The organism is Chloracidobacterium sp., from assembly GCA_016716305.1.
Taxonomy (GTDB): Bacteria; Acidobacteriota; Blastocatellia; order Pyrinomonadales; family Pyrinomonadaceae; genus OLB17.
The window spans coordinates 3,137,045-3,163,615 of sequence record JADJWP010000002.1; the positions used below are offsets into that span (position 1 = coordinate 3,137,045).

At 52.8% G+C, this 26,571-nt stretch carries 28 protein-coding genes; 5 read left to right on the forward strand and 23 right to left on the reverse strand.

The window, feature by feature from the left end:
• Positions 1-64: 64 nt before the first annotated feature.
• The 3 genes from prfA to rpmE form a co-directional block, all read right to left on the reverse strand.
• Complete coding sequence (gene prfA, locus IPM28_16225; GenBank protein MBK9174531.1) at positions 65-1,141, reverse strand: peptide chain release factor 1; 1,077 nt, start codon at positions 1,139-1,141, stop codon at positions 65-67.
• 27 nt (positions 1,142-1,168) lie between these two features.
• Entirely contained in the window at positions 1,169-2,299 is a 1,131-nt protein-coding gene (locus IPM28_16230; protein ID MBK9174532.1) for a DUF1385 domain-containing protein, read from the reverse strand.
• A gap of 180 nt (positions 2,300-2,479) precedes the next feature.
• Positions 2,480-2,698: a 50S ribosomal protein L31 gene (gene rpmE, locus IPM28_16235; GenBank protein MBK9174533.1), complete on the reverse strand. Its 219-nt coding sequence runs from the start codon at positions 2,696-2,698 to the stop codon at positions 2,480-2,482.
• Positions 2,699-2,911: 213 nt separating this feature from the next.
• Here rpmE and IPM28_16240 point away from each other — a divergent pair, with 213 nt between their 5' ends.
• Complete coding sequence (locus IPM28_16240) at positions 2,912-3,535, forward strand: hypothetical protein (protein ID MBK9174534.1); 624 nt, start codon at positions 2,912-2,914, stop codon at positions 3,533-3,535.
• A 57-nt stretch (positions 3,536-3,592) separates the two neighbouring features.
• On the opposite strand, the gene IPM28_16245 is transcribed toward IPM28_16240, so the two are convergent.
• A complete protein-coding gene (locus IPM28_16245) occupies positions 3,593-4,774 on the reverse strand; it encodes an SAM-dependent methyltransferase (GenBank protein MBK9174535.1) in 1,182 nt (393 codons plus the stop codon).
• Between the two features lie 19 nt (positions 4,775-4,793).
• Between IPM28_16245 and IPM28_16250 the strand changes: the two genes are divergently transcribed.
• From IPM28_16250 to IPM28_16260, 3 genes are all read left to right on the forward strand, one after another.
• Positions 4,794-5,273: a hypothetical protein gene (locus IPM28_16250; GenBank protein ID MBK9174536.1), complete on the forward strand. Its 480-nt coding sequence runs from the start codon at positions 4,794-4,796 to the stop codon at positions 5,271-5,273.
• Between the two features lie 9 nt (positions 5,274-5,282).
• On the forward strand, positions 5,283-5,699 hold the full coding sequence (locus IPM28_16255; protein MBK9174537.1) for a VOC family protein: 417 nt from the start codon (positions 5,283-5,285) through the stop codon (positions 5,697-5,699).
• A 91-nt stretch (positions 5,700-5,790) separates the two neighbouring features.
• Complete coding sequence (locus IPM28_16260) at positions 5,791-6,717, forward strand: hypothetical protein (GenBank protein ID MBK9174538.1); 927 nt, start codon at positions 5,791-5,793, stop codon at positions 6,715-6,717.
• Here IPM28_16260 and IPM28_16265 read toward each other — a convergent pair.
• The 8 genes from IPM28_16265 to IPM28_16300 form a co-directional block, all read right to left on the reverse strand.
• Positions 6,714-8,651: a potassium transporter Kup gene (locus IPM28_16265; protein ID MBK9174539.1), complete on the reverse strand. Its 1,938-nt coding sequence runs from the start codon at positions 8,649-8,651 to the stop codon at positions 6,714-6,716. The genes IPM28_16260 and IPM28_16265 overlap by 4 nt on opposite strands.
• A gap of 77 nt (positions 8,652-8,728) precedes the next feature.
• Complete coding sequence (locus tag IPM28_16270) at positions 8,729-9,910, reverse strand: histidine kinase (GenBank protein MBK9174540.1); 1,182 nt, start codon at positions 9,908-9,910, stop codon at positions 8,729-8,731.
• Between the two features lie 6 nt (positions 9,911-9,916).
• Positions 9,917-10,480 carry a potassium-transporting ATPase subunit KdpC gene (kdpC, locus tag IPM28_16275; protein MBK9174541.1) on the reverse strand — a complete coding sequence of 188 codons (564 nt, stop codon included), beginning with the start codon at positions 10,478-10,480 and terminating at the stop codon, positions 9,917-9,919.
• Between the two features lie 16 nt (positions 10,481-10,496).
• Entirely contained in the window at positions 10,497-12,530 is a 2,034-nt protein-coding gene (kdpB, locus tag IPM28_16280; protein MBK9174542.1) for a potassium-transporting ATPase subunit KdpB, read from the reverse strand.
• 4 nt (positions 12,531-12,534) lie between these two features.
• A complete protein-coding gene (gene kdpA, locus IPM28_16285; protein MBK9174543.1) occupies positions 12,535-14,337 on the reverse strand; it encodes a potassium-transporting ATPase subunit KdpA in 1,803 nt (600 codons plus the stop codon).
• A gap of 19 nt (positions 14,338-14,356) precedes the next feature.
• Complete coding sequence (gene kdpF / locus IPM28_16290) at positions 14,357-14,446, reverse strand: K(+)-transporting ATPase subunit F (GenBank protein MBK9174544.1); 90 nt, start codon at positions 14,444-14,446, stop codon at positions 14,357-14,359.
• A gap of 114 nt (positions 14,447-14,560) precedes the next feature.
• Positions 14,561-15,277: a hypothetical protein gene (locus IPM28_16295; GenBank protein ID MBK9174545.1), complete on the reverse strand. Its 717-nt coding sequence runs from the start codon at positions 15,275-15,277 to the stop codon at positions 14,561-14,563.
• 99 nt (positions 15,278-15,376) lie between these two features.
• Positions 15,377-15,526, reverse strand: a complete 150-nt coding sequence (locus IPM28_16300; GenBank protein ID MBK9174546.1) for a hypothetical protein — start codon at positions 15,524-15,526, stop codon at positions 15,377-15,379.
• Between the two features lie 88 nt (positions 15,527-15,614).
• On the opposite strand from IPM28_16300, the gene IPM28_16305 reads away from it, so the two are divergent.
• Positions 15,615-15,779, forward strand: coding sequence for a hypothetical protein (locus IPM28_16305; protein ID MBK9174547.1), 165 nt, complete (start codon positions 15,615-15,617; stop codon positions 15,777-15,779).
• A gap of 56 nt (positions 15,780-15,835) precedes the next feature.
• On the opposite strand, the gene IPM28_16310 is transcribed toward IPM28_16305, so the two are convergent.
• The 11 genes from IPM28_16310 to IPM28_16360 all read right to left on the reverse strand — a co-directional run bounded on the left by IPM28_16310 (position 15,836) and on the right by IPM28_16360 (position 26,550).
• Complete coding sequence (locus tag IPM28_16310; protein MBK9174548.1) at positions 15,836-16,522, reverse strand: response regulator transcription factor; 687 nt, start codon at positions 16,520-16,522, stop codon at positions 15,836-15,838.
• Positions 16,494-17,711 (reverse strand): DUF4118 domain-containing protein, encoded by a 1,218-nt coding sequence (locus tag IPM28_16315; protein ID MBK9174549.1) that lies wholly within the window; start codon positions 17,709-17,711, stop codon positions 16,494-16,496. The genes IPM28_16310 and IPM28_16315 overlap by 29 nt, the downstream gene beginning before the upstream one ends.
• A gap of 33 nt (positions 17,712-17,744) precedes the next feature.
• Positions 17,745-19,028 carry an MFS transporter gene (locus IPM28_16320; GenBank protein ID MBK9174550.1) on the reverse strand — a complete coding sequence of 428 codons (1,284 nt, stop codon included), beginning with the start codon at positions 19,026-19,028 and terminating at the stop codon, positions 17,745-17,747.
• Positions 19,029-19,105: 77 nt separating this feature from the next.
• Positions 19,106-19,894, reverse strand: coding sequence for a phosphonate ABC transporter, permease protein PhnE (gene phnE, locus IPM28_16325; protein ID MBK9174551.1), 789 nt, complete (start codon positions 19,892-19,894; stop codon positions 19,106-19,108).
• A 2-nt stretch (positions 19,895-19,896) separates the two neighbouring features.
• Positions 19,897-20,592, reverse strand: a complete 696-nt coding sequence (locus IPM28_16330) for an ATP-binding cassette domain-containing protein (protein MBK9174552.1) — start codon at positions 20,590-20,592, stop codon at positions 19,897-19,899.
• Positions 20,593-21,480 (reverse strand): phosphate/phosphite/phosphonate ABC transporter substrate-binding protein, encoded by an 888-nt coding sequence (locus IPM28_16335; GenBank protein MBK9174553.1) that lies wholly within the window; start codon positions 21,478-21,480, stop codon positions 20,593-20,595.
• Positions 21,481-21,526: 46 nt separating this feature from the next.
• Positions 21,527-21,775, reverse strand: a complete 249-nt coding sequence (locus IPM28_16340) for a hypothetical protein (protein ID MBK9174554.1) — start codon at positions 21,773-21,775, stop codon at positions 21,527-21,529.
• Positions 21,776-21,794: 19 nt separating this feature from the next.
• Positions 21,795-24,155 (reverse strand): TonB-dependent receptor plug domain-containing protein, encoded by a 2,361-nt coding sequence (locus tag IPM28_16345; protein MBK9174555.1) that lies wholly within the window; start codon positions 24,153-24,155, stop codon positions 21,795-21,797.
• Positions 24,156-24,417: 262 nt separating this feature from the next.
• The gene (locus tag IPM28_16350; protein ID MBK9174556.1) at positions 24,418-25,212 is read right to left on the reverse strand and encodes an enoyl-CoA hydratase/isomerase family protein; all 795 of its coding nucleotides are present in this window, start codon (positions 25,210-25,212) and stop codon (positions 24,418-24,420) included.
• Positions 25,213-25,245: 33 nt separating this feature from the next.
• Positions 25,246-25,527, reverse strand: a complete 282-nt coding sequence (locus IPM28_16355) for a zinc-ribbon domain containing protein (GenBank protein MBK9174557.1) — start codon at positions 25,525-25,527, stop codon at positions 25,246-25,248.
• A 75-nt stretch (positions 25,528-25,602) separates the two neighbouring features.
• Positions 25,603-26,550 carry a histone deacetylase gene (locus IPM28_16360; protein MBK9174558.1) on the reverse strand — a complete coding sequence of 316 codons (948 nt, stop codon included), beginning with the start codon at positions 26,548-26,550 and terminating at the stop codon, positions 25,603-25,605.
• Positions 26,551-26,571: the final 21 nt, after the last annotated feature.

A 26,571-nucleotide genomic window follows, 5' to 3' on the forward strand; every position in this document is an offset into this window, starting at 1 on the left:
AGTTCTAATAGATCAGGAGCAGATATGAGCGTGCTCTCACAAGCGAATAAGATCTGTCTTGCTTTCAGCCGGATGTTCCTTCGGCCTTTAGCTTCTCAGTTTGAAAGTGCGTACGAAGAGCATCGATGAACTCATCGAGTTGGCCTTCCATTACAAGATCAAGCTGATGGACGGTCAGACCGATACGGTGATCGGTGACACGATTTTCCTTGAAGTTGTATGTTCGTATCTTTTCGGACCGGTCACCGCTGCCGACCATCGATTTTCGTTCAGCTGATTGAGCGTCGTGCTGTTTCTGTTCCTCGATCTCCTGTAAACGGGCACGCAGGACGCGCATGGCTTTTTCACGGTTCTTGATCTGCGATTTCTCGTCCTGCATCGATACGACCAAACCAGTAGGCAAATGGGTCAAGCGAACCGCCGAATATGTCGTATTCACCGATTGGCCGCCCGGGCCCGAAGAACAAAAAGTATCGACCCGAAGATCGTTTTGATTTATCTGAATATCGACCTCTTCGGCCTCGGGCAATACAGCTACAGTGATGGCGGACGTATGTATTCTGCCGCTCGTTTCGGTCTGCGGCACACGCTGGACACGATGAACTCCCGATTCGAATCGTAGTTTCGAATAGACGTTTTCGCCTTCGATCATCGCAAATGCTTCTTTAATGCCGCCAACGCCAGTGTCGGCAGCGTCCATGATCTCCATTTTCCAGCCCTGTCGTTCAGCATACCGGGCGTACATCCGGAGTATTTCAGCAGCGAACAATGTCGCTTCATCACCGCCTGTGCCGGCCCGGATCTCAAGGATGACGTTCTTTTCGTCATTCGGGTCCTTTGGAAGTAGGAGTACTTTCAAAGCCTCCTCGGCATCAGGGAGTTTCGCCTCGATCTCGGCAACCTCACCCCACGCCATTTCTTTCATCTCCTCATCTTCGGCCGATTCGGCCAGATCCCGTGCACCTTGAAGGTCTTCTCGAAGCTTCTTGACCTCACGATATTTATCGACGATCTCACCCAAACTGCGATGCTGTTTCATCAACTTCGCATAGGCTGACATATCGTTCATGAACTCCGGAGATGAGATCTGAGCGGTCAGTTCTTCGTAGTTCTTTTCGATTTGAGCAAGTTTTTCAAACATTGATAACTGTCACTTTATATAAGCGAGTCAAACGGTATGGGGCTCGAGTTTGAGCGATTCGTTCAAAGCCTCGATCGCGACTTCCAATTGTTCGCCGTCGGGTTCCTGCGTCGTGATGTTCTGGAGCCAAATGCCCGGCAGCGTCATGAACTTAAAGATCGCACCCGATTCTTTCTTGGCCGCGTATCTGATCACTTCATAGGAAAGTCCCGCAACCAGGGGCATTAACGCGATCCTGACCGCGAGATTCATCCAAAGGGCATCAAATTTGATCACCGAAAACAGGACGATCGCGACGAGCATCACGACCATAAGGAACGAAGTGCCACACCGGGGATGCTGCCGCCTCTGCGGTTTCGCGTTGGCGACGGTCAGCGCAAGGCCTTTTTCCCACGTAAACACGGTTTTGTGCTCGGCACCGTGATATTCGAAAACCCGTCGAATGTCTTTCAGGAACGACATCGAATAGATCATGATCACAAAAAAGATCATTCGAATAACGCCGTCGATGAGATTGAATGCAACCCAGGAATGCGGCTTGGTCTCCCAAATATAGGCCGCAGCATTCCGCCACCAACTTGCATCGGCCGCTAACAGCGGTGCTTCGGCCCAGCCTAGCCAGATGAACGCAATGTTGGTTAGAAGCAACGGCGCGACAACGAAGAGCAAGATATTGAACGCCAGAGCAAAAATTATCGATCCGATCGCGCTGGCCGATTGTCCGCTGGTCGCGGGTTTGGTGCCCGTCGGCATTATCACCTTTACAGGGGCTTTCGAAAAAGACTCGTCGAGCGTTCCATCGATCAGTACCGATTCAAGCTCGCCGGTGCGGTCTCTTGAGATTTCTTCCTTTGCTTTCTGATCGTCTTCATAGACCTTCGCAGAAAAGTTCAGGGCCTTTATGCCCAATGCCATTGTTTGGATCAAAGTCGCTCCGCCTCGAATGACAGGTATGTTCAGCCACTTGTACTTATCGCTCCATTTCGGCAGCTTTTCGGCCGTTGTGACGATCGAACCATCTGACTTTCGACACGCGATCGCATAAGCCGAGGGCGTCCGCATCATCACCCCTTCCATGACCGCTTGCCCGCCGACTATCAGGTCGCGCTCCATTGCAAAAACCGTGTGAAGAAATCGAAGTTTCCGAGACGATCTCATTTTGAATTACCTGCCTCTAAGAGCGCCGAAACTCGCCTTTCGGCACAAATGGAACGACCGCAAAATCAATTGACGCCGGCTTTCTCATGCCTTTCGAGAGTTGATCCGGACACAACTCCTGCGATCGGCGCTAAAAGCGACGGCGTCAGATTTTACAAGGCTAATGACGATTAAGCGACACTATTTTGTTGCTTGAGCACCCCGAGCGTATCGCTTGTTGAAACGGTCAACGCGTCCGGCCGTATCAACCAGCTTTTGTTTGCCGGTAAAGAACGGATGGCACTCCGAGCAAATTTCTATGTGCAGCTCTTCGCCCATTGTCGACCGCGTTTTGAACGAATGGCCGCATGCACATGCAACGGTGATCTCTTGATAGTTCGGATGAATTTCAGCTTTCATAACTATAACCTCGCCGATTTAAGGCAATCCCCAATTGTACGAATATATTTGGATTTGGTCAACATTGGCCACGCCACCCGGCCTGCGTGCCGCGTTCGGGCACTTCAGGATCGAGGTCGGTCCGAGGCATTCATGAGAAATTCGTGAATCCGGAACCTGCCGTCAAGCGAAAAACCATCCAGTCGAAAAAAAAACAAATTCAAGGAGACCTTCATGAGAAATCTAGTTTTGGTTCTTGCAATCCTCACACTTTCAGTGGCCTCCGTTGCTGCTCAGAAGAACAACGAGCCGATCGTAAAAGAAGCACCGACGACTGAGGTCGTTGATTCGCAGATACACTTTTTCGGCGGTGCGACCAATGTCCGCCTGAGCAATGCGTTCGTCCTTGCGGTCGGAAGCCTCAACATCAATGTCTCGCCGCTTTCGCGAATTCCGATACGTCGAGGTCGCGTAACATTTCCGATCACCTCGGGAACACTTGACGCCGCTAATCTCCGAGGTGAGATCCTTCATTCGAATGGACTCATATTTCAACGCGGATCGGCATCTGTTCGGATCGAAGGATTTGCTATCACAACACTCGGAGCTGAGCCGTCGATCAACGGCTTGGCATCCGCGAACGGCAGTGTGGTCGACCGGATCCCGCTTTTTGACCTGGACCTGAGCAATGCGGAGGTCGGACGGTTCGGGAACTTTGTGACGATAAACAATGTCGGCGTTACCCTAAGTGCGGCGGCGGCGGGAGCATTAAATGCGGTCTTTGAGACCACAGCCTTCACTGAGGGGTTCAACATCGGAAAGGCAAACGTAACTGGCTTCACTCTGAATTCCCACTAATTTCCAGACCATAACTCAGCAGATCACCGGGTTAGCTTCGACGGCTGCCCGGTTTTTTTATTGAGCTTGAGCCGAAAATCGAAGCCGGTCGAAGAGCCTCTGATGTGTGATACCGAATTCTTCTAAGATCGTCGCAACCTGGCGTTCAATGCTTTCGTAGACGTTGGTTCTCCCCGAATTAACGGCAACGAGCAGGTTATTCTTCGGCGTGTGTTCGCTTGAGACGAACTCGAACAGCTTAGTTTTGTAGCCGCGAGATTCCAAAAGCATCGAACGAACACCGTCTGTAACGGTCTCAGCGGTTCTTTCATGTAAGACGCCATGTTTAAGCATCTCGTTGAAAAGGGCCGGCGCCTTCATCTGCTGTTTTACTTCGTGGTGGCAGCACGGTGCGACAACGATGATCTCGGAGCCGATAGTTATCGCTTTGAACAAGGCATCGTCAGTAGCGGTATCGCAGGCATGCAGGGCGATAAGGATATCGGCATTGTTGACCGAAACATCGTTGATCGTTCCTTGAACAAAACTCAATCCGTCGTAGCCGCCTGCCTCTGCCACCTCATTGCAAAGGTCGGTCAGATCTTGACGCGTCTCAATACCGGTGATGGTGGGCCTTACCCCTTTCCTGTTGCGAAAATGATCATAGAGGGCAAACGTGAGATATCCCTTCCCTGAGCCCATATCGACGACCGTAAAGTCGGATCGGCCGCGCAGGCTAGAACGTTCGTACAGCCCATCGACGATCTCGACGAACTTATTTATCTGCTTCCACTTGTCTTTATTCTGCGCCCGGACCTCACCGCTGTCGGTGGTGATGCCCAAAGCCTTGAGATAGTAAGCATCGGGGTTGACGATCGTGGTCTTGGGACGGTCATGAACCAGGTAGGAAGACGGAAGCAATGTCGGCCTCCCAACCCTTGCTCGAGAATTTCGTTTCCCGATGGTCAATTGAATATCGTTCTTTGCGGTGAAAAGGTGGGCGCTCCGGCACCCGGATCGCAGGTGATCGATAAGGACAGGTACCGCTTCTGCCGTTTCAAAGTTCTTCGTGACTTCCTTATTTGTGAACTTGATCCGCACCAACACGCGCTTCCCGCGTTTCGTCTCCACCATTCGCGCGAGGATCTTTTGCAGTTGGTCACTCGTGCCCTTATAATTACTGAGTGTAAGCTTAATAAAATCGCCCGAGGCAAGGCTGCCCGTCAGTTCGTCGATGAATTTCTGAATGTCTTCGGCCACGGAGCCAAGGTTAGCATATATGGAAAGCGATCAGAATACCGTCTCGAAGCTGTATTTTCGTGAGTCGGTCGCATATTTGCTGCGCGAAACGTTCGAAGGACCGCCTGAGGGGATGCCTTCGGCATTTCTCGACCGTGGAGCAGGACTTTTCATTACGATCGACGAGCTATCGGCCGACGAGGCATCGAAGGATCGATCGGGTACGACGATCGCCGCGCAGACCGAACATACAAAGTTCTACCTCGACCGAATGTGCGAATTCATCAACGGACGAACCGAACAAGTAAACTGGGAAGATAGCTGGCTGATCGAGACTGTGAACGAAACTGAATGGGCCGCACTTCGCGACAGCACCAGGCGTTCGTATGAGAATCTGCTTCGATGCATCGCCGGCGTTGAGGAATGGACACAGGACCGGGTTGGCGAAGCGATCGCAATGATAGCCCATACCGCGTATCACCTCGGTGCGATAAGACAGCTCGTCAAGAACCGCTCATAAACACTCTGTATGAAAAATTTGTTTCACCTCGCCTTTCCGGTTCATGATCTTAATGCCGCCCGTCGGTTTTATGGAGGCATACTCGAGTGTAAAGAAGGACGAAGCTCGGATAGCTGGATCGATTTTGATCTATACGGCCATCAGATCGTGACGCATTTGGCTCCGGAATCGGTCGGGATCAGGGCCGTCAATGACGTCGATGCCGACCACGTTCCGGTGCCCCATTTTGGCATCGTCCTTCCGATGGATGATTGGAAGGCGCTATCCGAAAAGCTGCGAGCGAAGGGTGTCGAGTTCGTCATTGAGCCAAAGATCAGATTCGCAGGTGAGGTCGGTGAACAGGCAACGATGTTCTTTCTTGACCCAAGCGGAAATGCCTTGGAATTCAAGGGATTTAACGATCTTTCTACGGTTTTTGCGAAATAGCCACTGCCGTTCCAGCTCGCTGCAAGCGACCGACTTTGCTGCAAAAAAGGGCTTGGCGCTCGCACGAAAGTTCTGAATTGGTCATAGATTTATGTTCCTACAAACAAAAGCCTCTCCGGTCGGCTGGCTCGCTTTCGAGATCAATGTGCTTCGTCGTATGAAGTTCACATCGGTTGCGATGCCATTTACTCCGACGCCGCATCTTGGCTGTAGTTTGAAGCGATTTGGGATCCGGGTTCTCTCGAACGACCTCCTACAGTCTGCCTGGACACGGGCATTGGCCACCATCCAAAACAACGCCGAGCGTCTTACTGCAGATGATATCAACCTTATCCTCGATGACGCCTATGTCCCGGGACACAAGCTGCAAAATCCTTCGCTGAGAGCATATTTCGGTGAGACCGATTCGTGGTGGTTCGATAATGTTCGCCGAAATCTCGATCGTCTGCAGTCGCCTTTCGCGTTTGCGATCGCTGCGGAACTCGTGATGGCGGTGGGCGATTATGTGCTTTCTTTCAGCGAAGATACTCGCGAGTTGCGACAGCCGCTTTCCACAGTTTATCGCCGGCTATGGACGATGCTTCCGGATCCGGTCAACAACGGGCAGAACAACAATTGCCAAAACAAAGCGATCAATGAATTTCTTGCTGAAAGCCGATGTGAACTTCTGTTTCTGAGGCTTCCCGCAGCTCGTTCGGGAACTCGTTCGGGTTACTCCGAGCGGGTCGTCTGGAAAGAAGAGTGGCTTCGAGGCGGAAGTGAGTTCTGGCCCGAGCTGCAGCGGATCCGAGATGGCAAACTCGGCATGCCGGTCGAGACCAAATCGCAGTATTTGCAGTTGCTCGAAGATTCTCTCAAGACTGCGGGCCACATCCGAAAATGGGCGATCGCTCATGTCGAGAGCGGGTTCGTTTCGACCCAGGACATCTCTGACGTGATCGGCAGAAAGGTCGAGGCAATTTACACCAAGGATTTTTCAGAGCTGACCGGAACGAAGGCCGTGATAATCACCGCCTAGATCTCGACCTGTTCCCCGAGCTCGACCACGCGATCGGCTGGAATCCTGAAATACGAAGTAGCACTTCGAGCATTACGTGAAAGGAATGCGAACAGCTTCTCGCGCCATCTTGCCATTCCAGCGATCTTGCCCGAAGCTATGATCGTCTCGCGACCGAGGAAATAGGTCGTTTCCTCTGGACGAAAGACAAAACCCGGCTGATCGACAGCGGCAAGGGCGTACGGGATATCCGGTTTTTCCATATAGCCGAAGTAGATGCGGATACGACTGAAGCCATTTCCCAAAGCTTCGAAACGGGATCGTTCGGCGGCATCAACATAGGGTATCGGCCTTGTCTTCACCGTAACAAAGATAACGCGTTCGTGAAGTACCTTGTTGTGTTCGAGATTGTGCAGCAATGCCGGAGGGGTGCGGGTTGCGTTTCCGTTCATAAAGACAGCTGTACCGGAAACCCGCATAACATGTCTTCGTTCGATCTCGTTCAGAAACTCTTCAAGTTCCTGCGTCTCGGCCTGGATCCGGGCCTGCAAAAGGCTCCGGCCTTTCTTCCAGGTGAACATCACTAAGAACACTGTACCTGCGAGCAACAGCGGGAACCAACCACCGTCAAGGACCTTGATGATATTTGCACCGAAAAACGCAAGATCGATCACAAGGAACAAACTGCATAATGCCGCGGTCGGGGCAAAACCCCATTCCCAGCGTTCCCGGGCAACGAAGTAAAAGAGCACAGTCGTTATCACCATCGTAGACGTTACGGCGATGCCATATGCCGAAGCCAGCCTGCTCGATGTCTGAAAGCCTAGCACGACCGCGATGCAGCCGATCATGAGCGCCCAATTGACCGCCGGCAAATAGATCTGGCCGATCTCTTTGCTCGATGTGTGCAAGATCCGCAGGCGTGGAATCAGCCCCAATTGGATCGCCTGCATCGTGAGGGAATATGCCCCTGAGATGATCGCTTGCGACGCGATGATCGCCGCGCACGTGGCCAAGAACACCATCGGGTAGAGCGCCCATGACGGGGCGAGGAGATAGAACGGATTTTCTGCGAGTGCAGGATCTTCAAGAAGCAGAGCACCTTGTCCGAAATAGTTAAGAAGCAATCCAGGAAGTGCGACCGTGAACCACGCAAGCCGGATCGGGCGGCGTCCGAAATGGCCCATGTCCGCGTATAGTGCTTCACCGCCGGTGACGACCAGAAATACTGAACCGAGAATGACGAATCCGTGCCAGCCGTTTCGGGCAAAGAAGTCGATCGCCTCCAGCGGATTCACGGCCGTGAGTACTTTTGGGTAGGATATGACCTGAGCGCCGCCGAGTACTCCCAGCGTCAGAAACCAGACAAGAGTGGCTGGGCCAAAGATCCGCCCGATGCCGGCTGTTCCGCGGCTTTGGATCGCAAAAAGCGCGATGATAATTGCGATCGTGATCGGCACGACCAATGGTGTTAGCCTTGGGGTTGCGACGGTCAACCCTTCCATAGCGCCAAGTATTGATATGGCCGGGGTCAGGATCCCATCACCGTAAAGCAAAGCGGCTCCGAAAACGCCGAGGGCTATCAACAGCCGCTTTTCCGATTTTCGTGACGGCGTGATCGGCGTCGTGAGTGCGGCAAGAGAGAGTATTCCGCCCTCGCCTTGATTGTCGGCTTTCAGCACAAAGACCAGGTATTTGACCGAGATGACGATGATCAGCGACCAGAAGATCAAAGAAAGGACTCCCAAGACGTTTTCGCCGGTTGGTGTTATCGCATGCGGGCCGTGGAAACACTCGCGAATCGCATAAAGCGGCGAGGTTCCGATGTCGCCGTAAACAACACCGAGAGCCGCGAGCGAAAGGCCGGCCAAATAGCTGCCCTTCGGCGACTCTTTCGGTATTTGTATATCTGCGTATGTTGAATGAATGTCGGCCGATGCGGATGGGTCGTGCATATTTCCGTCCTGCTTTGCTCAAGCAAAGCAGTCAGAATTACACACAGTTCATAAAGATTTCGTAAAGATTTCCTTGCCTAATTGCCGTTATCATCCAGCGGCACTACATGAACAGCTGCGTCTCGTACCTCTTTGAGGAACCGATTTATGACCGAACCTTTCCAAATTATTTCCCACCGTGACCTGGCCGATTGCCCAAAGATCACGTGAGTCACCTCATGTTCGCGCGCAAATTGTAAAAGCTCATCTGCGACATTTGTACCTTTGAGCCGAACAACTTCGGCACCGAGCGAGCTGGCAAGCTTTATGTTCTCCTGAAGCACCGCGTAGGTCGCAGGTGCGATACGGCCGGGTTCTTCGTCCGGTGTTTCGACATAAACGGCGTACCAGTCCTTGTAGGCATGTCTTCCGACGATCCGGGCACCGGTTCTCAGAAGTTTTGCTGCGCTGCCGCGGCTTGCCATGCAGACCATTACCTTTTCGGGAACTACAAATTGCTCCAATCCCTCGCGTTCGCGGTAGGCGTGGTCCTGAACGGATTGATGCAAAGCGACCTGTCGAAGCGCAAGTTCACGGAGTGCGGCAAGGTTGCCCTTCCGGAAGAAGTTATTCAGTGCCTGTTCGATCTTTTCGATCGAATACACCTTACCCTGGCGAAGCCGAGTTCGGAGTGTGTCGATCGATACGTCGACATCGATGATCTCGTCGGCTCGTTTGAAGAACGAATCAGGGATCGTTTCGCGCACCATTACGCCGGTGGTTCGCGAAATTACATCATTTAGCGATTCGATGTGCTGAATGTTAACGGCCGTTATGACCGATATGCCGTTTTCTACTAATTCAAGCACATCCTCATAACGCTTGGCGTGCTTCGAACCCGGGATGTTCGAGTGTGCGAGTTCGTCCACGATCGCGACCGCCGGACGCCTTTCAATTACGGCCTCCAGATCCATCTCGTCGAATTTAGAGCCCTTGTATTCGACCCGCCGCAGTGGGATCTGTTCGAGGTCCTTTATCTGCTCTTCCGTCTCAAAGCGGCCGTGGGTCTCTACCACGGCGATCACAACGTCAATGCCTTGGTCGCGAAGCTGATGAGCATCCTGAAGCATGCGGTACGTCTTTCCGACACCCGCCGCCGCACCTATATATACTCGAAGTTTCGCGCGTTCGCTTTCATCGACCATTCTAAGAAGTTGATCGGGCGTCGGCCGCGAACTGTTACGGTTTGGAGAATCAGTTGTTTCGGTATCGACGAACATTTGCGATCATTGGGGTATTTTATCGAGTTCCAAGTTCAGCATTACGACGTTCACTCGCGGTTCACCGAGCAAGCCGAGTGTTCTCCGATGTGTGGATCTCTCGACCAATTTGCCTATTTCTTTCTCGCTGATATTACGGGCCTTCGCAACCCGCGCAATTTGAAATTCGGCCGCAGCAGGAGAAATATGCGGATCGAGGCCTGATGCACTTGTGGTCAGAAGGTCTGCCGGAATAAGCGACCCGGGCCCATGGACCGAGATGCCTTGAACATCCGCGGTGACGCGATCGATCAACTTCTTGCTCGTTGGGCCAAGATTCGAACCGCCAGAAGCCGCTGCGTCGTATCCACTGCCTGCAGCCGACGGCCGGGAGTGAAAGTACCGCTCGGATGAGAATCTTTGTCCGATCAGCTCCGAACCAACGACGATTCCGTCTCGTACGATCAATGAGCCATTCGCTTGCCGAGGAAATACGATCTGAGCGATACCGGTTACAGCAAGCGGATAGATAAGACCGACAGCAAACGTCAAAACGAGCATTGTCAAAATCGATGTCATTAGATCTTTCATTGAATTGTCCTTCGCCTTAAGCAAGCCCGACGGCTGTGATCAAAAGATCGATCGCTTTGATACCGAGAAATGGCGCCAGGAGTCCTCCCAATCCATAAAGAAGCAAATTTCGTCTCAAAAGGCTTGAAGCAGACATTGCCCGATACCCAACGCCCTTTAGAGCCAGCGGGATCAACGCAATTATAACGAGGGCGTTGAAGATCACCGCCGAAAGGATCGCCGACTGCGGCGTCGCGAGGTTCATTATGTTGAGGGCGTCAAGTACGGGAAACGTCGCAACGAACATCGCCGGCAAAATGGCGAAATACTTCGCGACATCGTTCGCTATCGAGAATGTCGTCAACGCTCCACGCGTCATCAGCAACTGTTTGCCGATCTCAACGATCTCGATCAGTTTGGTCGGGTCGCTATCCAGATCGACCATATTTCCTGCTTCTTTGGCAGCCTGCGTCCCCGTGTTCATCGCGACACCGACATCCGCCTGAGCAAGTGCGGGGGCATCGTTCGTGCCATCACCGGTCATGGCAACAAGCTTACCGGCAGACTGCTCTCGTTTGATAAGCGACATTTTATCTTCGGGCGTCGCTTCGGCAAGGAAGTCGTCCACGCCCGCTTCATTGGCAATTGAAGCAGCTGTTAGCGGATTATCGCCCGTGATCATCACCGTCTTGATGCCCATCTGCCGCAGCTGGTTAAATCGCTCTCGCATCCCGCCTTTCACGATGTCCTTCAAATAGATCACACCCAACGGCGACCGATCGTCAGCAACGACCAGCGGTGTTCCGCCGGCCTTCGCGACCCGCTCGACGATCTCCTGAAGCTCATCGGTAGCCCTATGTCCTTTTTCGCCGAGGTACTTAGCGACCGCATCGACGGCACCTTTTCTTATCTCACGGCCGTTTATATCGACGCCTGACATTCGGGTCTGCGCGGAAAAACCGATGAAGTTCGCGTCTGCGCCGAGTTCGGCTATCTCTCGGCCGCGAAGGCCGTATTTCTCTTTTGCGAGGATAACGATCGAGCGTCCTTCGGGAGTTTCGTCCGCAAGCGAAGAGAGTTGTGCGGCGTCAGCCAACTGTTCCGCAGAAACGCCAGCGAGGGGAATGAATTCGGCAGCATGGCGATTTCCAAGCGTGATCGTCCCGGTCTTGTCCAAAAGCAGCGTGTTCACGTCGCCGGCAGCCTCGACGGCCCTTCCCGACATAGCGAGGACATTGTGCTGGATCAGCCGGTCCATTCCAGCGATCCCGATCGCGGATAGCAGGCCGCCGATAGTCGTCGGGATCAGACAAACGAGGAGTGAGATCAGGACGAACACGGTCTGACCTGCTCCCGAGTAGATCGCGAACGGCTGAAGTGTTACGACCGCGAGCAAAAATATGATCGTTAATCCGGCAAGCAGAATATTCAACGCGATCTCGTTCGGCGTTTTCTGCCTCGCCGCTCCTTCGACCAACGCGATCATGCGATCAAGAAAGGTCTCTCCGGGATTTGATGTGATCCTCACTTTGATCCAGTCAGAAAGGACCTTGGTTCCGCCAGTAACTGCCGAACGATCTCCGCCCGATTCTCTTATCACAGGGGCCGATTCACCTGTGATCGCGGATTCATCGACGGATGCGACGCCTTCAACGACCTCACCGTCGCCTGGGATGAACGTGCCCGCCTCTACCAGGACAATATCATTCTTTCGCAGCTCAGATGCGTTAATCGACCTGGTTCCGCCGTCAGGAGTGACCAGCTTGGCAACCGTTTCGGTCTTTGATCTTCGCAGAGTATCAGCCTGGGCCTTTCCTCTCCCTTCGGCCATTGCCTCTGCAAAGTTTGCAAACAGCACCGTGAACCACAACCAAAGCGTAATCTGCAGTTCAAATCCGGCATTTTCAGTCAAACCCGCAGCCACAAGTTTGATCGTCAAAAATAGAGCGCCCAATTCAACGACGAACATCACCGGATTCCTGATCATTCGTCTTGGATCGAGCTTTTTTAGCGAATCCACGAGTGCCTGCCGCATGATAGTAACGTCCCAAATGGAAATTGCTTTTTTCATATTGTCAGAAAACCTGCCCGGCGTTCATCTGAAAATGTTCCAGAACCGGCGAGAGGCTCAAAGCAGGAAAGAACGTAAGTGCGCCGACGATCAAGATCACGCTAACCAAAAGCGCGGCGAACAATGGTGTGTTTACCGGGAATGTGCCGAGGGTTGCCGGAATCTGTTTCTTTCGCGCGAGATTACCAGCGATCGCCAGCATCGGAATTATCATCAAGAATCTCCCTAGAAGCATTGCCGAGCCGAGCGCCGAATTGTACCAGAGCGTATTGGCGTTGAGCCCGGCGAAAGCCGAGCCGTTGTTCCCGGTGGCAGATGCGAACGCATAAAGCATCTCGGTCAGGCCGTGTGCACCTTGGTTGTTCAACGAAGAAAGGCCAAGATCTTCTGACATCGCCGAAACCGCGGTCAGAAGAAGGATGACGACCGGGAAGATCAGCGTGTAAAGCATGGCCATCTGAACGTCATAGGGTTCGATCTTGTTGCCGAGGTATTCCGGCGATCGTCCGACCATCAAGCCCGCAATAAAGACGGTGAGGATCACAAAGATCAGCATTCCATACATTCCGGCACCAACGCCGCCGAAGATCACCTCACCCAGTAAAATGTTTACGAGCGGGATCATCCCGCCGATGGGTGTGAATGAGTCGTGCATGGCGATAACCGCACCGCACGACGCAGCGGTCGTTATCGTTGCAAAAAGTGATGATCCTGCTACCCCAAAACGCACTTCCTTGCCTTCCATATTTCCGCCGACGATCGCCTGATCGACCGTGGCTGGAAAAAGCGGATTTCCGGCGGCCTCTGCGATATATGTGACGAACGCACCGGCTAAAAAGAGCACGGCCATCGCACCAAAAAGCGCCCACCCATGGCCCTGTGAGCGTACCATGAGCCCTAATGTGTAAGTGAAGCCCGCGGGGATCAAAAAGATAAGCAGCATCTGGATCAGGTTCGACAGCGGCGTGGGATTCTCGAACGGATGGGCTGAATTCGCATTGAAGAAGCCGCCTCCGTTCGTTCCGAGCATCTTTATCGCCAACTGCGAGGCGACGGGACCCTGAGCTATCGATTGCGTATCCACCAACGTGGCTTCAGTCACAGCTTCACCATTCAGATCAGCGATCGTGTTTCCATCCGAGTCCTTCTTATCGATTTGAATTGTGAATGGATCTATCAGCCTCGCTGAATCATATTGATTGAAATTCTGAATAACGCCCTGTGATACGAAAAAGATGGCTGCAATGAATGACAAAGGCAGTAACACGTACAGCGTCCCTCGAACCAGGTCGACCCAGAAGTTGCCGAGATCTTCCGTCTCGAAGCGCGAGATACCCCGGATGAATGCAATCGCTAAAGCCATGCCTACTGCAGCAGAGGCAAAGTTTTGAACCGTCAGGCCTGCCATCTGTGTCAGATAAGACATCGTGGTCTCGCCGCCGTAGCCCTGCCAATTTGTATTGGTCACGAACGAAACAGCCGTGTTGAACGACGACGCCTCGGAAGGAGCAGAGAGACTCTGTGGGTTTAGCGGCAGAAAGAACTGAAGCCGTTGAATGATATACAGCGAAACCGATGAAACAAGGCTGAAGAGCAGCATTGCCACGCCGTACTGCTTCCAGTTCATGGGTGACTCCGAATCAACACGGATCGCTTTGTACACAAACCGCTCAATGGGACCAACAAAACGGTCGAGAAGGGTACGCTCACCGTTGTAAACCATCTTCAGATAGATGCCCATTGGTTTGGTGATCAAGAGGATCAGGATGAAAAATAGCAAGATCTGAAGGAGTCCGTATAGTGTCATAAAAGCACCGCCCGAAGGTCTAGAACTTTTCAGGTTTCAGCAAAGCAAAGACCAAATAGCCCAAGAGAAAAACAAAACACGTCAATGCTGCGATCGTTTCAACGGTCATTTTTCACGCTCCGCGTTGCGAAGCAACGAACAAATGCTCAAGTAGCCGAGAGCAAACATAAAGAACAAAGCAATCGCCGTTATAAAGACAAGATCGGTCATTTCATTCGCCTCACTAATTAAAGTTGTAGCCAACCTCGAACAGGAAGAAATGGTTGCCGTTCGAGGCTCCGGTATTCCCGATCGAGTAGCTCCAATACGTCGTAACCTTCGGATGTGGTTTGTATATCAAACCTGGCGTTAAATACCCACTTGAGTGTTTGCCGGTGATCCAATCTGCAGCGATCGTGACTTTATTGTCCAGCGTTTGTTCGATTCCAAACTGGGCACCGGCACGAGTTGCATTTGCTGCAAATACGTTCTTGCTGGCAACGAACCCGCCAGCTGTAAGCCGTGTTTTGTTGAGCGTTTTACTTACCGCGGCATAGCTGTATGTTCCGAAATTGTACGCCCTGTTACGGACAGGAATGTAAAAATGGGTTCCTGCAAACAACGCGAGGTCTTCCTTTTCGTTTTGATAGAACTTCCACTTGATCGTGGGAACGATCGCTGTTGAATCAGAACCGGGCTGGATGTTGCCGGTAACGTTCAAGCCGACCTCGACATTGCCGCCCGTTCCGATCACGACTCGCGGCACAAAACTCGAGAATCGTCCGAATTCCTGTGTCTTGTCGAGTTTGAACGCGGCATCAAGTTCGACATACACCTTCCCGTTTTCTAGAACGTCGGATGTCGGTACGTTGAATATTGTTTGCTGTGCACGCGTCTGAACGGCCAAGAGCACCGAAAATATGAAACTGAAAATGAAGAAGCAAATGAGAAATCTTTTCATTGTCTTGCAATAACGACCCGGGTTCGTTTTTCCCTCATGCATGCAACTCTGTCTATAAAATAAGGAACGGGCGGATACAGGGATCTCACGATCAAGACACTACTTTCGTCGCGAAAATCTGATCCTCGCAGCGGTTAGATCGACGACCGGACTGTCCCGGACGTAGAACGTCTTGCGGTCTTTCGCCCGGCGAAGCTCGTCACTTCGATCCATCGCATGAGCACCAAGAAATGCGAGCAAAAATCCCATGAGGAGAAAGGCTACATCAACGGATGCCACGGCGCGTGACGACGCGAACAAACCAACAGACGTCGCTGCCGACAATAAAATTCCAACGATGAAAAAGATCCCGCTGCCGAGGAGGCTTGCGGTAGCAGCTGTCGGCCATATCGATCTCCCGTTCGTCGGCTTTGTCGTGCCGCGAGTCAAGGTTCCAGCAAATTTTGTTTTGATCACATTTGCACTCATAAAAACTCCCGGCGGGATGGCCCGCACAATTTGAGATTACGAGTGCTCGCGTAAAAGATGGATAAAGACCGAATAAAAAGTTCGTAAAGATTAAGGAGCGGGGACACACCGATAACCTACCCAAGGCTCGGTAACGATGTAACGGGGCTTTGACGGGGCCGGTTCTATCTTTTTGCGGAGATTGCCGATGAAGACCCGAAGATATTCCGTCTGCTCGGTGTAGTCTCCACCCCAGATCTTCGTCAGCAGCTTTCTATGAGTTATTACACGGTCATGATTTTCGATGAGATAGGCCATCAATTCAAATTCCTTCGGTGTCAAATGAACATCCTTCCCCATAACGCTGACGATCCTTCGAGAATGGTCCAACTTCAGATCGCCGACCTCGACGATCGCGGTTGGTTCGCTTTCTTCAGGCACACGTCGAAGCGATGCGCGAACGCGGGCAAGCAGTTCATCCATTCCGAAAGGCTTGGTTACGTAATCGTCTGCGCCGGCGTCGAGCGCAGCGACCTTGGTCTGTTCTTCGCCCTTGACCGAAAGAACGATTATTGGCGTCCTTGAGTGTTTCCGTATCGCGCGGCAAACATCGATCCCGCTCATTTCGGGCATCGAGAGGTCGGTGATAACAAGATCAGGATCAAAATCGCGAAACAGCTCGAGGCCCGATTCGCCATCAGCTGCCGTTCGGACGTCATAACGGTGAGCACCGAGACTTCGTTTCAATACGCGTGTGATCTGATATTCATCATCGATCACTAAGATTCTTTTCGGCATGATCGTGTGTCGATATTACGTTTGTCTCAGCCCTCGTGTCTATCGCTTCTTCCAAAACGGGCAGCGTGATGACAAACTTGGTCTTAAATCCCTCATCCGCGTCCTCGACCCTAATGCTGCCGCCTTGCGATTCTAAAATGCCGCGGGCGATCGCCAGCCCGAGGCCAAGACCGCTTCCGGTCACATGCACATCCTGCGCTTCAACCCGGAAAAATTTATCGAAGACCCTCTCACGTAATTCCGGAGCGATCCCTCGACCCTGATCCTGTACGCCGATGACGACCGTACTTTCCGCGCCCGGTCGGGCGTCGAGTGCGATCCGGCTTCCGGGCGATGAATACTTTGCGGCGTTTTCCAGCAAGGTAAATACGACTTCAGAGATCGATGCTGCATCTGCGTAAATATTCGGAAGGTTCGGATCAACGTCGATCTCGAGTTTACGCCCCTTGATCCTGCGATTGGCTCGTTCAACCGCGTTTGAGACGATCTCATCGACCGATGCGGAACGTCGATCCGGTTTTGACGCTTCAGCTTCGATCTTGGCGATCGCAACCATTTCTTCAATGAAATTGTTCAGCCTGTCAGTTTCTTCTTCGATCACTTCGAGGAATTCGCTTCGTGTCTCGTCGTCGAGGAGGTCCTTTCCGCTATCCGCTCGAAGTGTCGAAACCGAGGCCTTGATCGAGGTCAGCGGGGTTCTTAGATCGTGTGTTACGGCGTCGAGCAACGATGATTTGAGTCTTTCGCTTTGCCTGAGAGCCTCGGCCTGACTCGCCTGTTCAAACGCGCTTTGAAGCTCGGTATAAAGCCGTTCTATTTCGGCCTGTCTCGCTTCCGATTCTTCGGCGCGACGCTTTGCAGATCCTGATAACTGACCCGTTATGAAAGCCGTTACAACGAAGACACCGAACGCGATCCAGTTCTCATGGCCAGATATATTGAACGTATGATATGGCGGAAGGAAGAAGAAATTAAAGCTGAGAATGCCAACGACCGAGGCAACGAGTCCCGATGTGCTCCCAAAAAGGGTCGACGAAAAAAGCACGGCAAGAAGAAGCGTTAGAGCCACCTCGGTCTGATTTACCGAATCGCGAAATGGTAAAAATACTGCAGTGACCAACAAGACCGCCGCCGCCGCAAAAACCTGACGCAGCCCGAACGCGGTCTTACCGAGATCGACAATAGCCATACGTCGAGAGTGTCCATCAAAAATGCCTGCCAATCAACTTCCGGCGTCGCTGATCTTTTCATTCGTCACCCCTTGCCGCCAAAACCATAGGATACCGGCCGCCCCTGAAAGCACTCCTGAGATCACAGTCAGGGTCATCGGTGAGATAAAGTACATCAACTCGGCTGAAAGATAACTAGACACTCCGAACACCGTAAGTTCCGCACCACGGTCGAGCGTCGAGATGCGTCCACGAATATGGTCAGGCAAGCTGCGCTGAAAAAGCGTTTCCTGAACTGCGTACTCTACACCGATCAGCGCACGTGAAATGAATGTAAAAAAGGCGAAAAGCAGGAGTGTAGGCATCAGGCCTGCAAATGCAAAGAGTATCCCGTGTACTATAAGCGACCAGCCTATGAACCAGCTATGACGCAGCCCGCGATCTAGGTAGGCAGATGTCCGGTGTGCGATGAGCATTCCGAAGGTCAGGCCCAGACCTGCTGCCCACCAGAGAATGCCGACCGCCATGTCAGGGTTCCAACCTTCGATCCCCGCAAAATACACGCCGCCGACCCGCTCGAACACCACGTTTATGGCACCACCGCCGATTGCCCACATAACGTTCATTAAGAGGATAGTTAGGGCAAAGTGGTTCACGACCGTATAATGCAGACCCTCACGTAGTTCGGTGATAAACGATGGCCGCACCGCGCGACGTTCCATGCGTTCGGCCGTCAACTCGTCGCGAGTTGCTTCTTCAGGTATCAGCCAGACCGTGTACGCCGAAGCAATGAACGACACAGCATTTATTACAAAGGCCGCTTCATAACCAAAAATGGCCGCCGCCCAACCGCCTAGTCCTGAACCAATAGCCATCAGGAGGAATCGCGTTGAAAACATCAATGCCGTTCCCGCGAGCAGACCGTCGCGTCCCGTGAGGTTCGGTGTGGTGGCGTTCTTTGCTCCATCGAAAAAGGAGCCAAATGTTGATAACAATACCGTTGCGATGTAGGCGATCCACAGATCTTCGGCGCTTGTGACAAGCAGGAATGTCAAGGCGACAAACGCACGGGCAAGATCGGTCCAGATCATAACCTGGCGTCTCGAGAATCGGTCCACGAACGTACCTGCGATCGGCGAGACAACAGCGAAAGGCAGCACCCTGCACAGAAAAAAGATCCCTGCTGCTGACGGCGAGGCGTCAGAGATCAGCCGGACGAGGCCGAGGCCCGCAATAAAATTGAACCAGTTTCCGAGCTCTGAGATGAATTGGCCGGCAAGCAGATTGCGGAAATTTCGGTTACCGCGGATCAATTGGCCATAGGTGAGCGTAGGCATTTGTGTCGGTTCACTCCTGGACGGAAGACGTTTTTACGCATCGTAACCGGACAAAGTTCACGGGCATTGTAACGACCTTAATCCTGTCGCAAGATCTTTGCCCGGAGCCATTCGCCAAAAAGATCGAGTGTCGTCACAAGTATCAGGATGAATAGCAGCACGGTCGAAAAGCGAGACCATTGGCCAAACTCCTGATACGTATGAAGCAGCAGACCGATGCCTCCGGCACCAACATATCCGATGATCGCCGCCGACCGAATATTATATTCCAACATCCATAGCACATGACTCAGGACAAGCGGCTTCAACTGCGGGAGCATTCCGTATTGAAACGCTTGGATGGGATGAGCGCCGATCTCGCGAAGTCCATCCGAGACCGACGTGTCTACAGATTCGAATGCATCGGAGAAAAACTTTCCGAGATAACCGATACTATAAAAGGTCAGTCCGATCACACCGGCGAGCGGGTTGGGGCCGACGACCGCGACTGCGACGAGAGCCCATATCAAACTGGGCAGCGTGCGAATAAAGTTCAGAACAATGCGTATCGCGAAATTGAGCCATTTCGGTGCTATCGTGTTCGAACCGGCAGCCGCGAGCGGCAACGCGAGGGAAGCGGCGACAAACGTGGCCATTACCGCGATCTGGATCGTTTCCCACAACGCCGTGAGTACCTGCGGCGCGATCGAAAGGTCGGGCGGAAAGAACTTTGCGGCGAATTGATGAAGATTCGCAAAGTAATCGAGATCGCGTCCTGATCCGGTCAAAGCCGGTAGCGAGACGACGATCGCGATCACAAAAAGTACGAGCGTCGCACGGAAGGCCGTGAATCGTTCGCGAAATGTCAGCCTTGGAATTGCGCTCATTGTCATTTCGGACGTTCCGTCTCGCGAATCTCCCATCCGATTTCGTTCTGAATACCGAGCCGGAGTTCTGCATCAGCAAACCTGTCGACGAACTCGGTATCGTGAAGCACACATATCACCGCGCTCCCGGCCGTATCGCACTCGTTACGAATCGACCTCATCACCCGCTCGGAGAGCGAAAGATCAAGGTTGGCCGTCGGTTCGTCGGCAAGGATAAGGCCGGGCTGTTGAAAAAGCACCCGGGCGATCGCGGTTCGCTGCTGCTCGCCGCCCGAGACCTTCCGGACCGGTTTGTGACACAAATGATCTATTTCGAGGTTTGAGAGTACATCGAAAGCCCGTTCACGCTCGGGCGCTGAAAAGCCTGCTAGGGTTGACCACCAATTCATCCGTCCTAGACCGCCGCAAAGTACATTTGTAAGGACCGTCAGCTCCTTCGTTAGCCTCAGATCTTGGAAGATTATCCCTGACGTCTGATCGGCCGGCCGGAATATCCTGCCCGCTGCCGCCGGCAGCCTTCCGGTGACAGCAGAAAGCAGGCTCGATTTACCGACGCCAGAAGGCCCGGTTATTGCAAGTAACTGGCCGCGATCCAACGCCCACGACATGTCGCTGAAAAGCCTTCGACCGTCGCGCTCGACGGTCAGGCCTTCGACTCGGACGGCCGGTGTTGTCGCGATCTGGCCGTTCTCAAACATTTATCTTGGAACAACGATCAGAGCTTCCCGCAAGGGCCTGAGGTGTGATTCCTGATCTGTCTCGACCAGCCTCGACGTGAACAATTTATCGCGAAGTTCGGTGTTCGGCGCGTCGTTCATCGATAGCAATGCGGTCTTAAGCCGGTCTCTATCAGCCCCGGTCAGGTTCTTTCGAACCGCGATTATGTGGGTAGGCACGTCGCCTTGTTCAGCAACCTTCTTCAATTTGCCTCGCTGCTCTTCGGTGAGGTGTTTGTTCTCATCCAGAACATAATAGCTTACCGCAGCAGCCTCGGCCTCACCCGAAAGAACACGTTCGACGGCGGAAACATATCCGGTGCCGAAGAAGACGTTTCCTTTGCCAAAGAACTCTTCCGGATCTGCTTTTTCTGAAACAAGGCCACGCTTGCGCAGATCCCACAACGGAATGATGAATCCGGATGTGCTCGTCCTGCTGGCAAACGCGATCGGCTTTCCCCTCAGATCTTCGACACTATTGTATGGTTTGTCCTTAAGCGCCAACCAGTAGCTCTTATAGGTCGTCTTTCCGTTTATCTCGCCAACAAGCAAGGCGTCGGCATCCTTTGCATTTATGAGGTCATTCGCACTGAGATAGCCGATATCGATCGTGCCGTTCGAAAAGCCCTCGTTGATCACAGCAGCCGAAAGCGGGATGATGACCTCAACCGGGCGGCCAAGCTTTTCTGTCAGGAACCGTGAGGCTGAATCACGTTCGGCAAGCATCTGATCTGGGTTCTTGTCCGGCTTTAATGCAACAACCACCTTTTGCGTGCCGGGTGACGCGGAATTTGAAGGTGTTTGCCCGCCTCCGCAGCCGATCGTGATCACGGCCACAACAACGACGAAGAGTGAAAGTGTTTTCAACATAATGATATTAAAATTAGCATTTCCGGGTTTCCGAACTCTAATCCTGTCAGTGCGCCTCGTCATAGGCAAGCCCGCCCGGAAATTTGTCCATGCCTAGCGTTTTTGACCGATCGACCTGCAGTCCGTTCGCGAGCCGATCACCACAATAGATGCTGGCCACTGCTTGGGTAATCGACTCAAATTCCGCTGTTTCAAGATCGAGCCGGACGCCGCCGGCCTTTAGGTGCACGACGCCGCATCCCAGAGAATTCCATATCTCAAACCCGGTTCGGTCCGGACGATTCGCTTTAGTCACTTTACGTTCCTCCGGGCGCCTAGAAATTCAAACTGAAGCCCGCATGGATCAATCGTGGACTCGACGGCAACAGTCCGCGGACCCGATCGACTATGAACGTCCGATCCGCGATGTTCTTGCTTGTGACAAACAAGGTGGTTCGCCAGGCTTCGATCCGGTAATTGACCGTTGCATTCCAATAGACCTGAGATCGTATCGGCCCGATCTGACCATTGGCCGTCGGGAATCCGGCATTCAGGTCATCCCCGAACTGCTTCGACGTAAATACATTCTCAACGAATGCTGAGAGTCCTTTCGCGTGAGAGTACCCGAAACTCGTAACTGCAGTTGTTTTGGGTACGTATGGAAGACGATTCCCGCTGATCGAACATTGTATCGCGGTAAGCCGCCGCTGCGCCGGGCAATAGAGATTCAACAAGGCAGACGATGTCGTTGTGCTGAGCCTCGTTCCGCGGAATTCGGCGATGGGCAAAAGCGTAATGGCGGTTCGCACAAATACATTATGGCGAGAACTAAAGTACTTGTCGGAATCGAAATGTCCGGAAAATTCGACCCCCTGGTGAAGCGTTCTGCCGCCGTTAGTAAGAACTGCCGCTGCTCCGCCCGCAATACTCGCGGGGACTATTTGATTCTGGTAATCAAGCCGGAAAAATGTTGCTTCAAATCGAAGGCCGCGAAGAGGAATACTTCGAATACCTGCTTCATAGTTCCAGCTTCTCTCCGGATCCAGTTCGACGATACCACCGTCGTTGGTGATAATGTCCTCGGCGCGTGGGGGCGAAAAGCCGCGATGTACGCCACCGAAGATCGTCGTTCGCGGCAACCCGGCCCATGCGACCCCGATTCCGGGGATCGTCTCGTAGACGATCGTCTCGCCTTCCGATATCGGCGACGTCAACAAGTTCGTTCGAGCAATTTTGATACGTTCGATACGAAGACCGGGCGTGACGGAGAATCGGCCAAAGACGAACTTGTTTTGAACGAATCCGGAGGCCGCGAAATTGCGGCGGACGTTGATCTCCGAAGCGATCCCGCTTCTGCTCGTCGGAACATCGCCGTTCTCCTGCCGACGATCCTGAAATTCCCAGTGGATGCGAAAACCGCCGCGCAATTCACCGCGTATGGATGAAGACGCGTTATAGGTATAGGTTATCTGCGGGTCGATACCGTATGTCTCGTATTTTCTTAAACGCCCCTCGTTGCCGCAGGTGGTATTCAGGTCGGCCATACTCAGACAGTCGGGGTCAACGTTCAGCCGATTTGGGCGCTGGCCCGAATTTGACGACTGCCGCCACCAATCTCTGTCGAAAAGATTCGCATAAACGTTCGTCATTATGGTGATCGACGGTGAGATCACAGCTGAATGGCCAACCGAAAAGCCAAAGCGGTCACCATAAAAATAGTCGTTTCTGAACGGATTTTGCCGCGGGTTGGCTTCGAACTCCGATTCGGTCAAACCCGAATAGGTGACATTCGAAACCTCGCCAAAATAGCTGAATTTGAGTGTGATCGCGTTTCTAGTATTCAATTGCTGAACGACCTTGGTCATTAGGTCATTCAACTTGGAATCGATGTTCACCCGTGAACCCTGCCCGAGCTTTAGATTGTAACCGGCAAAAATTCCGGTCCTGCCGATCGTCCCGCTGCCGGTAAGGGAACCGTTGAAAAAACGCCGGTTTCCGCCGGTCAGCCGGACTCCGAACGACGGTTTATCGGTCGGGTTCGGGGTGATGTAATTGATGACACCGCCGATAGTCTGCGGGCCGAATGCTATCTGGCTCGAGCCTTTTAGAACCTCAACCTCGGTGTATCGTTCGATCGGCGGATGATAATACGAGGCATTGTCGCCGTATGGAGCATACGCCAGCGGGACCCCATCCTCGAGAAGCAGCACTTTCGTCGAACGCGTCGGATTCGTTCCACGGATACCGATGTTCGGGCGCAGTCCGAATCCCTCTTCGTCTCGAATCGTCAGCCCGCTGATCTTACGAAGAGCCTCAGAAAAATTGAACACCCGCGAATTTTCAAGTGTTAAGCGATCTAGCCGATCTACCGCTCCAGGAACCTCGTCCAGGCTGCTTACCGTACCCGCAAGATAGCTCGACGCGATCATCACCTCAGCCGCTATGGGTGTCGGAGAAAGCTCGGTAGTCAATTCTAATGCTGTACCAGCGAGGTATATTTTGCGTTCAACGGGCGCGAAGCCTTCGGCACGGATCGATAGTATATAACCACCTGGCGGGGCCGAGAATTCGAACCGGCCGTCTGGGTCGCTTGCGGTTTCGAGCCGTGTTGAACGTCCGGCAGAGTAAAGTCTTACACGGGCGCCGGGGATAGATGATCCAAACGTGTCAATTACGCTGCCCTTTAGTCGGGACATCTCTTGCTGACCGAAAAGCGATCCGGCAAACGAAATGACAAGAAAGGCAATCGTCAACAGGCGAGCCAGTCTATTTCGGCGGGCCAGTCGGAAAGGTCGGTGCGGCAGGTTCATAGATTTCTTATTGAAAATGATTTTCAAATGCAATAAGAGTATCGTTACACCGATCGCGTGTCAAAGCCGGCAATAAAGATTTTCAGCGTAAACAAAAAAGGCCGCCCGCGAACGAACGGCACTGGACTCAAATTTGATCGGTCTGATGCTATTTACCCGTGAAGACCGGCGGACGCTTTTCAAAAAAAGCTGCGACACCTTCGCCAAAATCGGATGACCGTCCGGATTCCAGCTGTCGATCGGCTTCTAGATCCATTTGCTGCCGTAGATTATTTGAGAAGGTCGAGTTCATCAATTGTTTGATCCGGCCGATCGAGCCGGTCGGTCCTGATGCAAGTCTAGCGGCGAGGGCGAAGGTTTCTGATGTGAGTTCCGACGGAGCCACGACGCGGTTGATCATGCCGATGGCCGCGGCGCGTTTTGCATCGATCGACCCACCGGTCATGAAGAGTTCTGCGGCCAGCTTTTCACCGATCGCACGCGGTAGAAAAAAAGTCCCGCCACAGTCGGGGGAGAGTCCGATTCGGACAAAAGCTTCGTTGAAGGTCGCGTCTTCTGCAGCTATCACGAGGTCGCAGGCAAGGGCAAAGTTGGTGCCGGCACCTGCACAAACTCCGTTTACGGCAGCAATGAACGGAATGGGCGTTTCGCGGATCAGGGCAATGACGTCATGCAGGGCCTTAAGCGGCGTATCGAGAAATGTCTCGATCTTACCTTCTTTTTCGCCGAGGGCCTTCATTTCACGAAGGTCTCCGCCTGAACAAAATGCGCGTCCCGCTCCGGTTAGTATGATCGCACGCGAATTTTCGCGAATCGCAAGTTCGATCGCGGAGCGAAGATCCTGAGACAATTGAAGCGAAAGGGCATTCAGGGCGTCCGGGCGGTTCATTGTGATCGTCGCGACCGCGTCCGATCGTTGATAATCAACAGTTTCAAAATTCATATCAGAAAGGAATTGAGTTTCTTTTGTCACGGTTCACGCAAAGCGCGCTCGCGAACGGCTGGCTTCGTGACATTCGCGACAAAGTATTGTCCTGCCGACCTTGGGCTGAAATGGCACCTGATCGTGTTTCCCGCAATGGTCACATACGATCTCGAACTTGGCCGGAGCATCCTCGCCAACAGCGGCCTTTTTAGAACGGCATTTTCCGCATCTCTGCGGCGGCATCATATTGCGCTGATAGAATACCTCCTGCTCTTTTTCGGTAAATAAAAACGATTCTTTGCACTGAACGCAAACGGTCTCGATATCCGGCATTGCAGTATCTCCTGTTCGAAAACTATCCTTTTGACGTTTTCCGAATGTTACCACATAACGCCGGGCGGACAAGAACTAGTTTGCGGCATTCAGTTCGATCACGTGTTCGTGAACGGTTTGGCCGAGCGTCTCAAGATTGTAGCCGCCCTCGAGGCACGAGACCAATCGGCCTTGACATGCCTCGTCCGCCCAGTCCAGAACTATTCGGGTCATCGATCTGAAATCGGGATCTTCGAGCTGAAGTTGTCCGAGCGGATCTGACCGATGAGCGTCGAACCCCGCTGAAACAAAGATCATGTCTGGAGTGAATCTTGAGGATATCTCGCCGATCGCGGCCTCGAATGCGGAGAGTTGATCTTCCGGTTGAGTAAATGCTTTGACGGGCAGGTTAAGAGTCGAACCGAGGCCTCTTGCGTGTCCTGTTTCACCCCGTGACCCTGTGCCCGGATACCACGGATACTGGTGCATCGAGAAAAAGAAGACGCTTGGGTCGGTGTAAAAAATACCCTGTGTTCCGTTACCGTGATGTACATCCCAATCGATCACGGCGATACGTTCGATCTCCTTATATCTGTTCTGCGCATAACGCGCGGCGATAGCGACATTGTTGAATATACAGAAGCCCATTGAATGTTCTGCAGTTGCGTGATGTCCGGGCGGCCGAGCTGCAACAAACGCATTTGAAACAGTTCCGCTCATGACCGCATCGACCGCAGCGATCGCACCACCCGCCGCATAAAGTGCTGCATCGAACGATCTCATTGAGATCGTCGTGTCAGCATCGAGACGCTCAAGTCCGTGCTCGAACGCGCCTTCGCTACGCTTAAAATTGTCTTTGCTGTGTGCCGCTAGAACCGAGCCCTGTGATGCTCTATCGGGTATTATCTCCAGCATGTTGTTCCATAGTTCGACGTCTGCCTTCAATGATTCGATCACCGCTTTATAACGTGCTGGTGTCTCTGGATGCCCGTAGCCTGTATCGTGCTTTTCGTAAATTGGATGGTGAACAATCGCCGTAGTCATATTATGAATTTAGCACATCGA

Bases quoted from the DNA above. Each gene is read 5' to 3' on its own strand.
- kdpA (MBK9174543.1), bottom strand. From the start codon at position 14,337: ATGACACTATACGGACTCCTTCAGATCTTGCTATTTTTCATCCTGATC.
- IPM28_16240 (MBK9174534.1), top strand. From the start codon at position 2,912: ATGAGAAATCTAGTTTTGGTTCTTGCAATCCTCACACTTTCAGTGGCC.
- rpmE (MBK9174533.1), bottom strand. From the start codon at position 2,698: ATGAAAGCTGAAATTCATCCGAACTATCAAGAGATCACCGTTGCATGT.
- IPM28_16260 (MBK9174538.1), top strand. From the start codon at position 5,791: ATGTTCCTACAAACAAAAGCCTCTCCGGTCGGCTGGCTCGCTTTCGAG.
- IPM28_16230 (MBK9174532.1), bottom strand. From the start codon at position 2,299: ATGAGATCGTCTCGGAAACTTCGATTTCTTCACACGGTTTTTGCAATG.
- IPM28_16320 (MBK9174550.1), bottom strand. From the start codon at position 19,028: ATGCCTACGCTCACCTATGGCCAATTGATCCGCGGTAACCGAAATTTC.
- phnE (MBK9174551.1), bottom strand. From the start codon at position 19,894: ATGAGCGCAATTCCAAGGCTGACATTTCGCGAACGATTCACGGCCTTC.
- prfA (MBK9174531.1), bottom strand. From the start codon at position 1,141: ATGTTTGAAAAACTTGCTCAAATCGAAAAGAACTACGAAGAACTGACC.
- IPM28_16310 (MBK9174548.1), bottom strand. From the start codon at position 16,522: ATGCCGAAAAGAATCTTAGTGATCGATGATGAATATCAGATCACACGC.
- IPM28_16265 (MBK9174539.1), bottom strand. From the start codon at position 8,651: ATGCACGACCCATCCGCATCGGCCGACATTCATTCAACATACGCAGAT.
- IPM28_16350 (MBK9174556.1), bottom strand. From the start codon at position 25,212: ATGAATTTTGAAACTGTTGATTATCAACGATCGGACGCGGTCGCGACG.
- IPM28_16315 (MBK9174549.1), bottom strand. From the start codon at position 17,711: ATGGCTATTGTCGATCTCGGTAAGACCGCGTTCGGGCTGCGTCAGGTT.
- IPM28_16305 (MBK9174547.1), top strand. From the start codon at position 15,615: ATGAAAAAGATCCCGCTGCCGAGGAGGCTTGCGGTAGCAGCTGTCGGC.
- IPM28_16360 (MBK9174558.1), bottom strand. From the start codon at position 26,550: ATGACTACGGCGATTGTTCACCATCCAATTTACGAAAAGCACGATACA.
- IPM28_16330 (MBK9174552.1), bottom strand. From the start codon at position 20,592: ATGTTTGAGAACGGCCAGATCGCGACAACACCGGCCGTCCGAGTCGAA.
- IPM28_16270 (MBK9174540.1), bottom strand. From the start codon at position 9,910: ATGTTCGTCGATACCGAAACAACTGATTCTCCAAACCGTAACAGTTCG.
- IPM28_16345 (MBK9174555.1), bottom strand. From the start codon at position 24,155: ATGTCCCGACTAAAGGGCAGCGTAATTGACACGTTTGGATCATCTATC.
- IPM28_16255 (MBK9174537.1), top strand. From the start codon at position 5,283: ATGAAAAATTTGTTTCACCTCGCCTTTCCGGTTCATGATCTTAATGCC.
- IPM28_16335 (MBK9174553.1), bottom strand. From the start codon at position 21,480: ATGTTGAAAACACTTTCACTCTTCGTCGTTGTTGTGGCCGTGATCACG.
- IPM28_16295 (MBK9174545.1), bottom strand. From the start codon at position 15,277: ATGAAAAGATTTCTCATTTGCTTCTTCATTTTCAGTTTCATATTTTCG.
- IPM28_16300 (MBK9174546.1), bottom strand. From the start codon at position 15,526: ATGGGATTTTTGCTCGCATTTCTTGGTGCTCATGCGATGGATCGAAGT.
- IPM28_16355 (MBK9174557.1), bottom strand. From the start codon at position 25,527: ATGCCGGATATCGAGACCGTTTGCGTTCAGTGCAAAGAATCGTTTTTA.
- kdpC (MBK9174541.1), bottom strand. From the start codon at position 10,480: ATGAAAGATCTAATGACATCGATTTTGACAATGCTCGTTTTGACGTTT.
- kdpF (MBK9174544.1), bottom strand. From the start codon at position 14,446: ATGACCGTTGAAACGATCGCAGCATTGACGTGTTTTGTTTTTCTCTTG.
- kdpB (MBK9174542.1), bottom strand. From the start codon at position 12,530: ATGAAAAAAGCAATTTCCATTTGGGACGTTACTATCATGCGGCAGGCA.
- IPM28_16250 (MBK9174536.1), top strand. From the start codon at position 4,794: ATGGAAAGCGATCAGAATACCGTCTCGAAGCTGTATTTTCGTGAGTCG.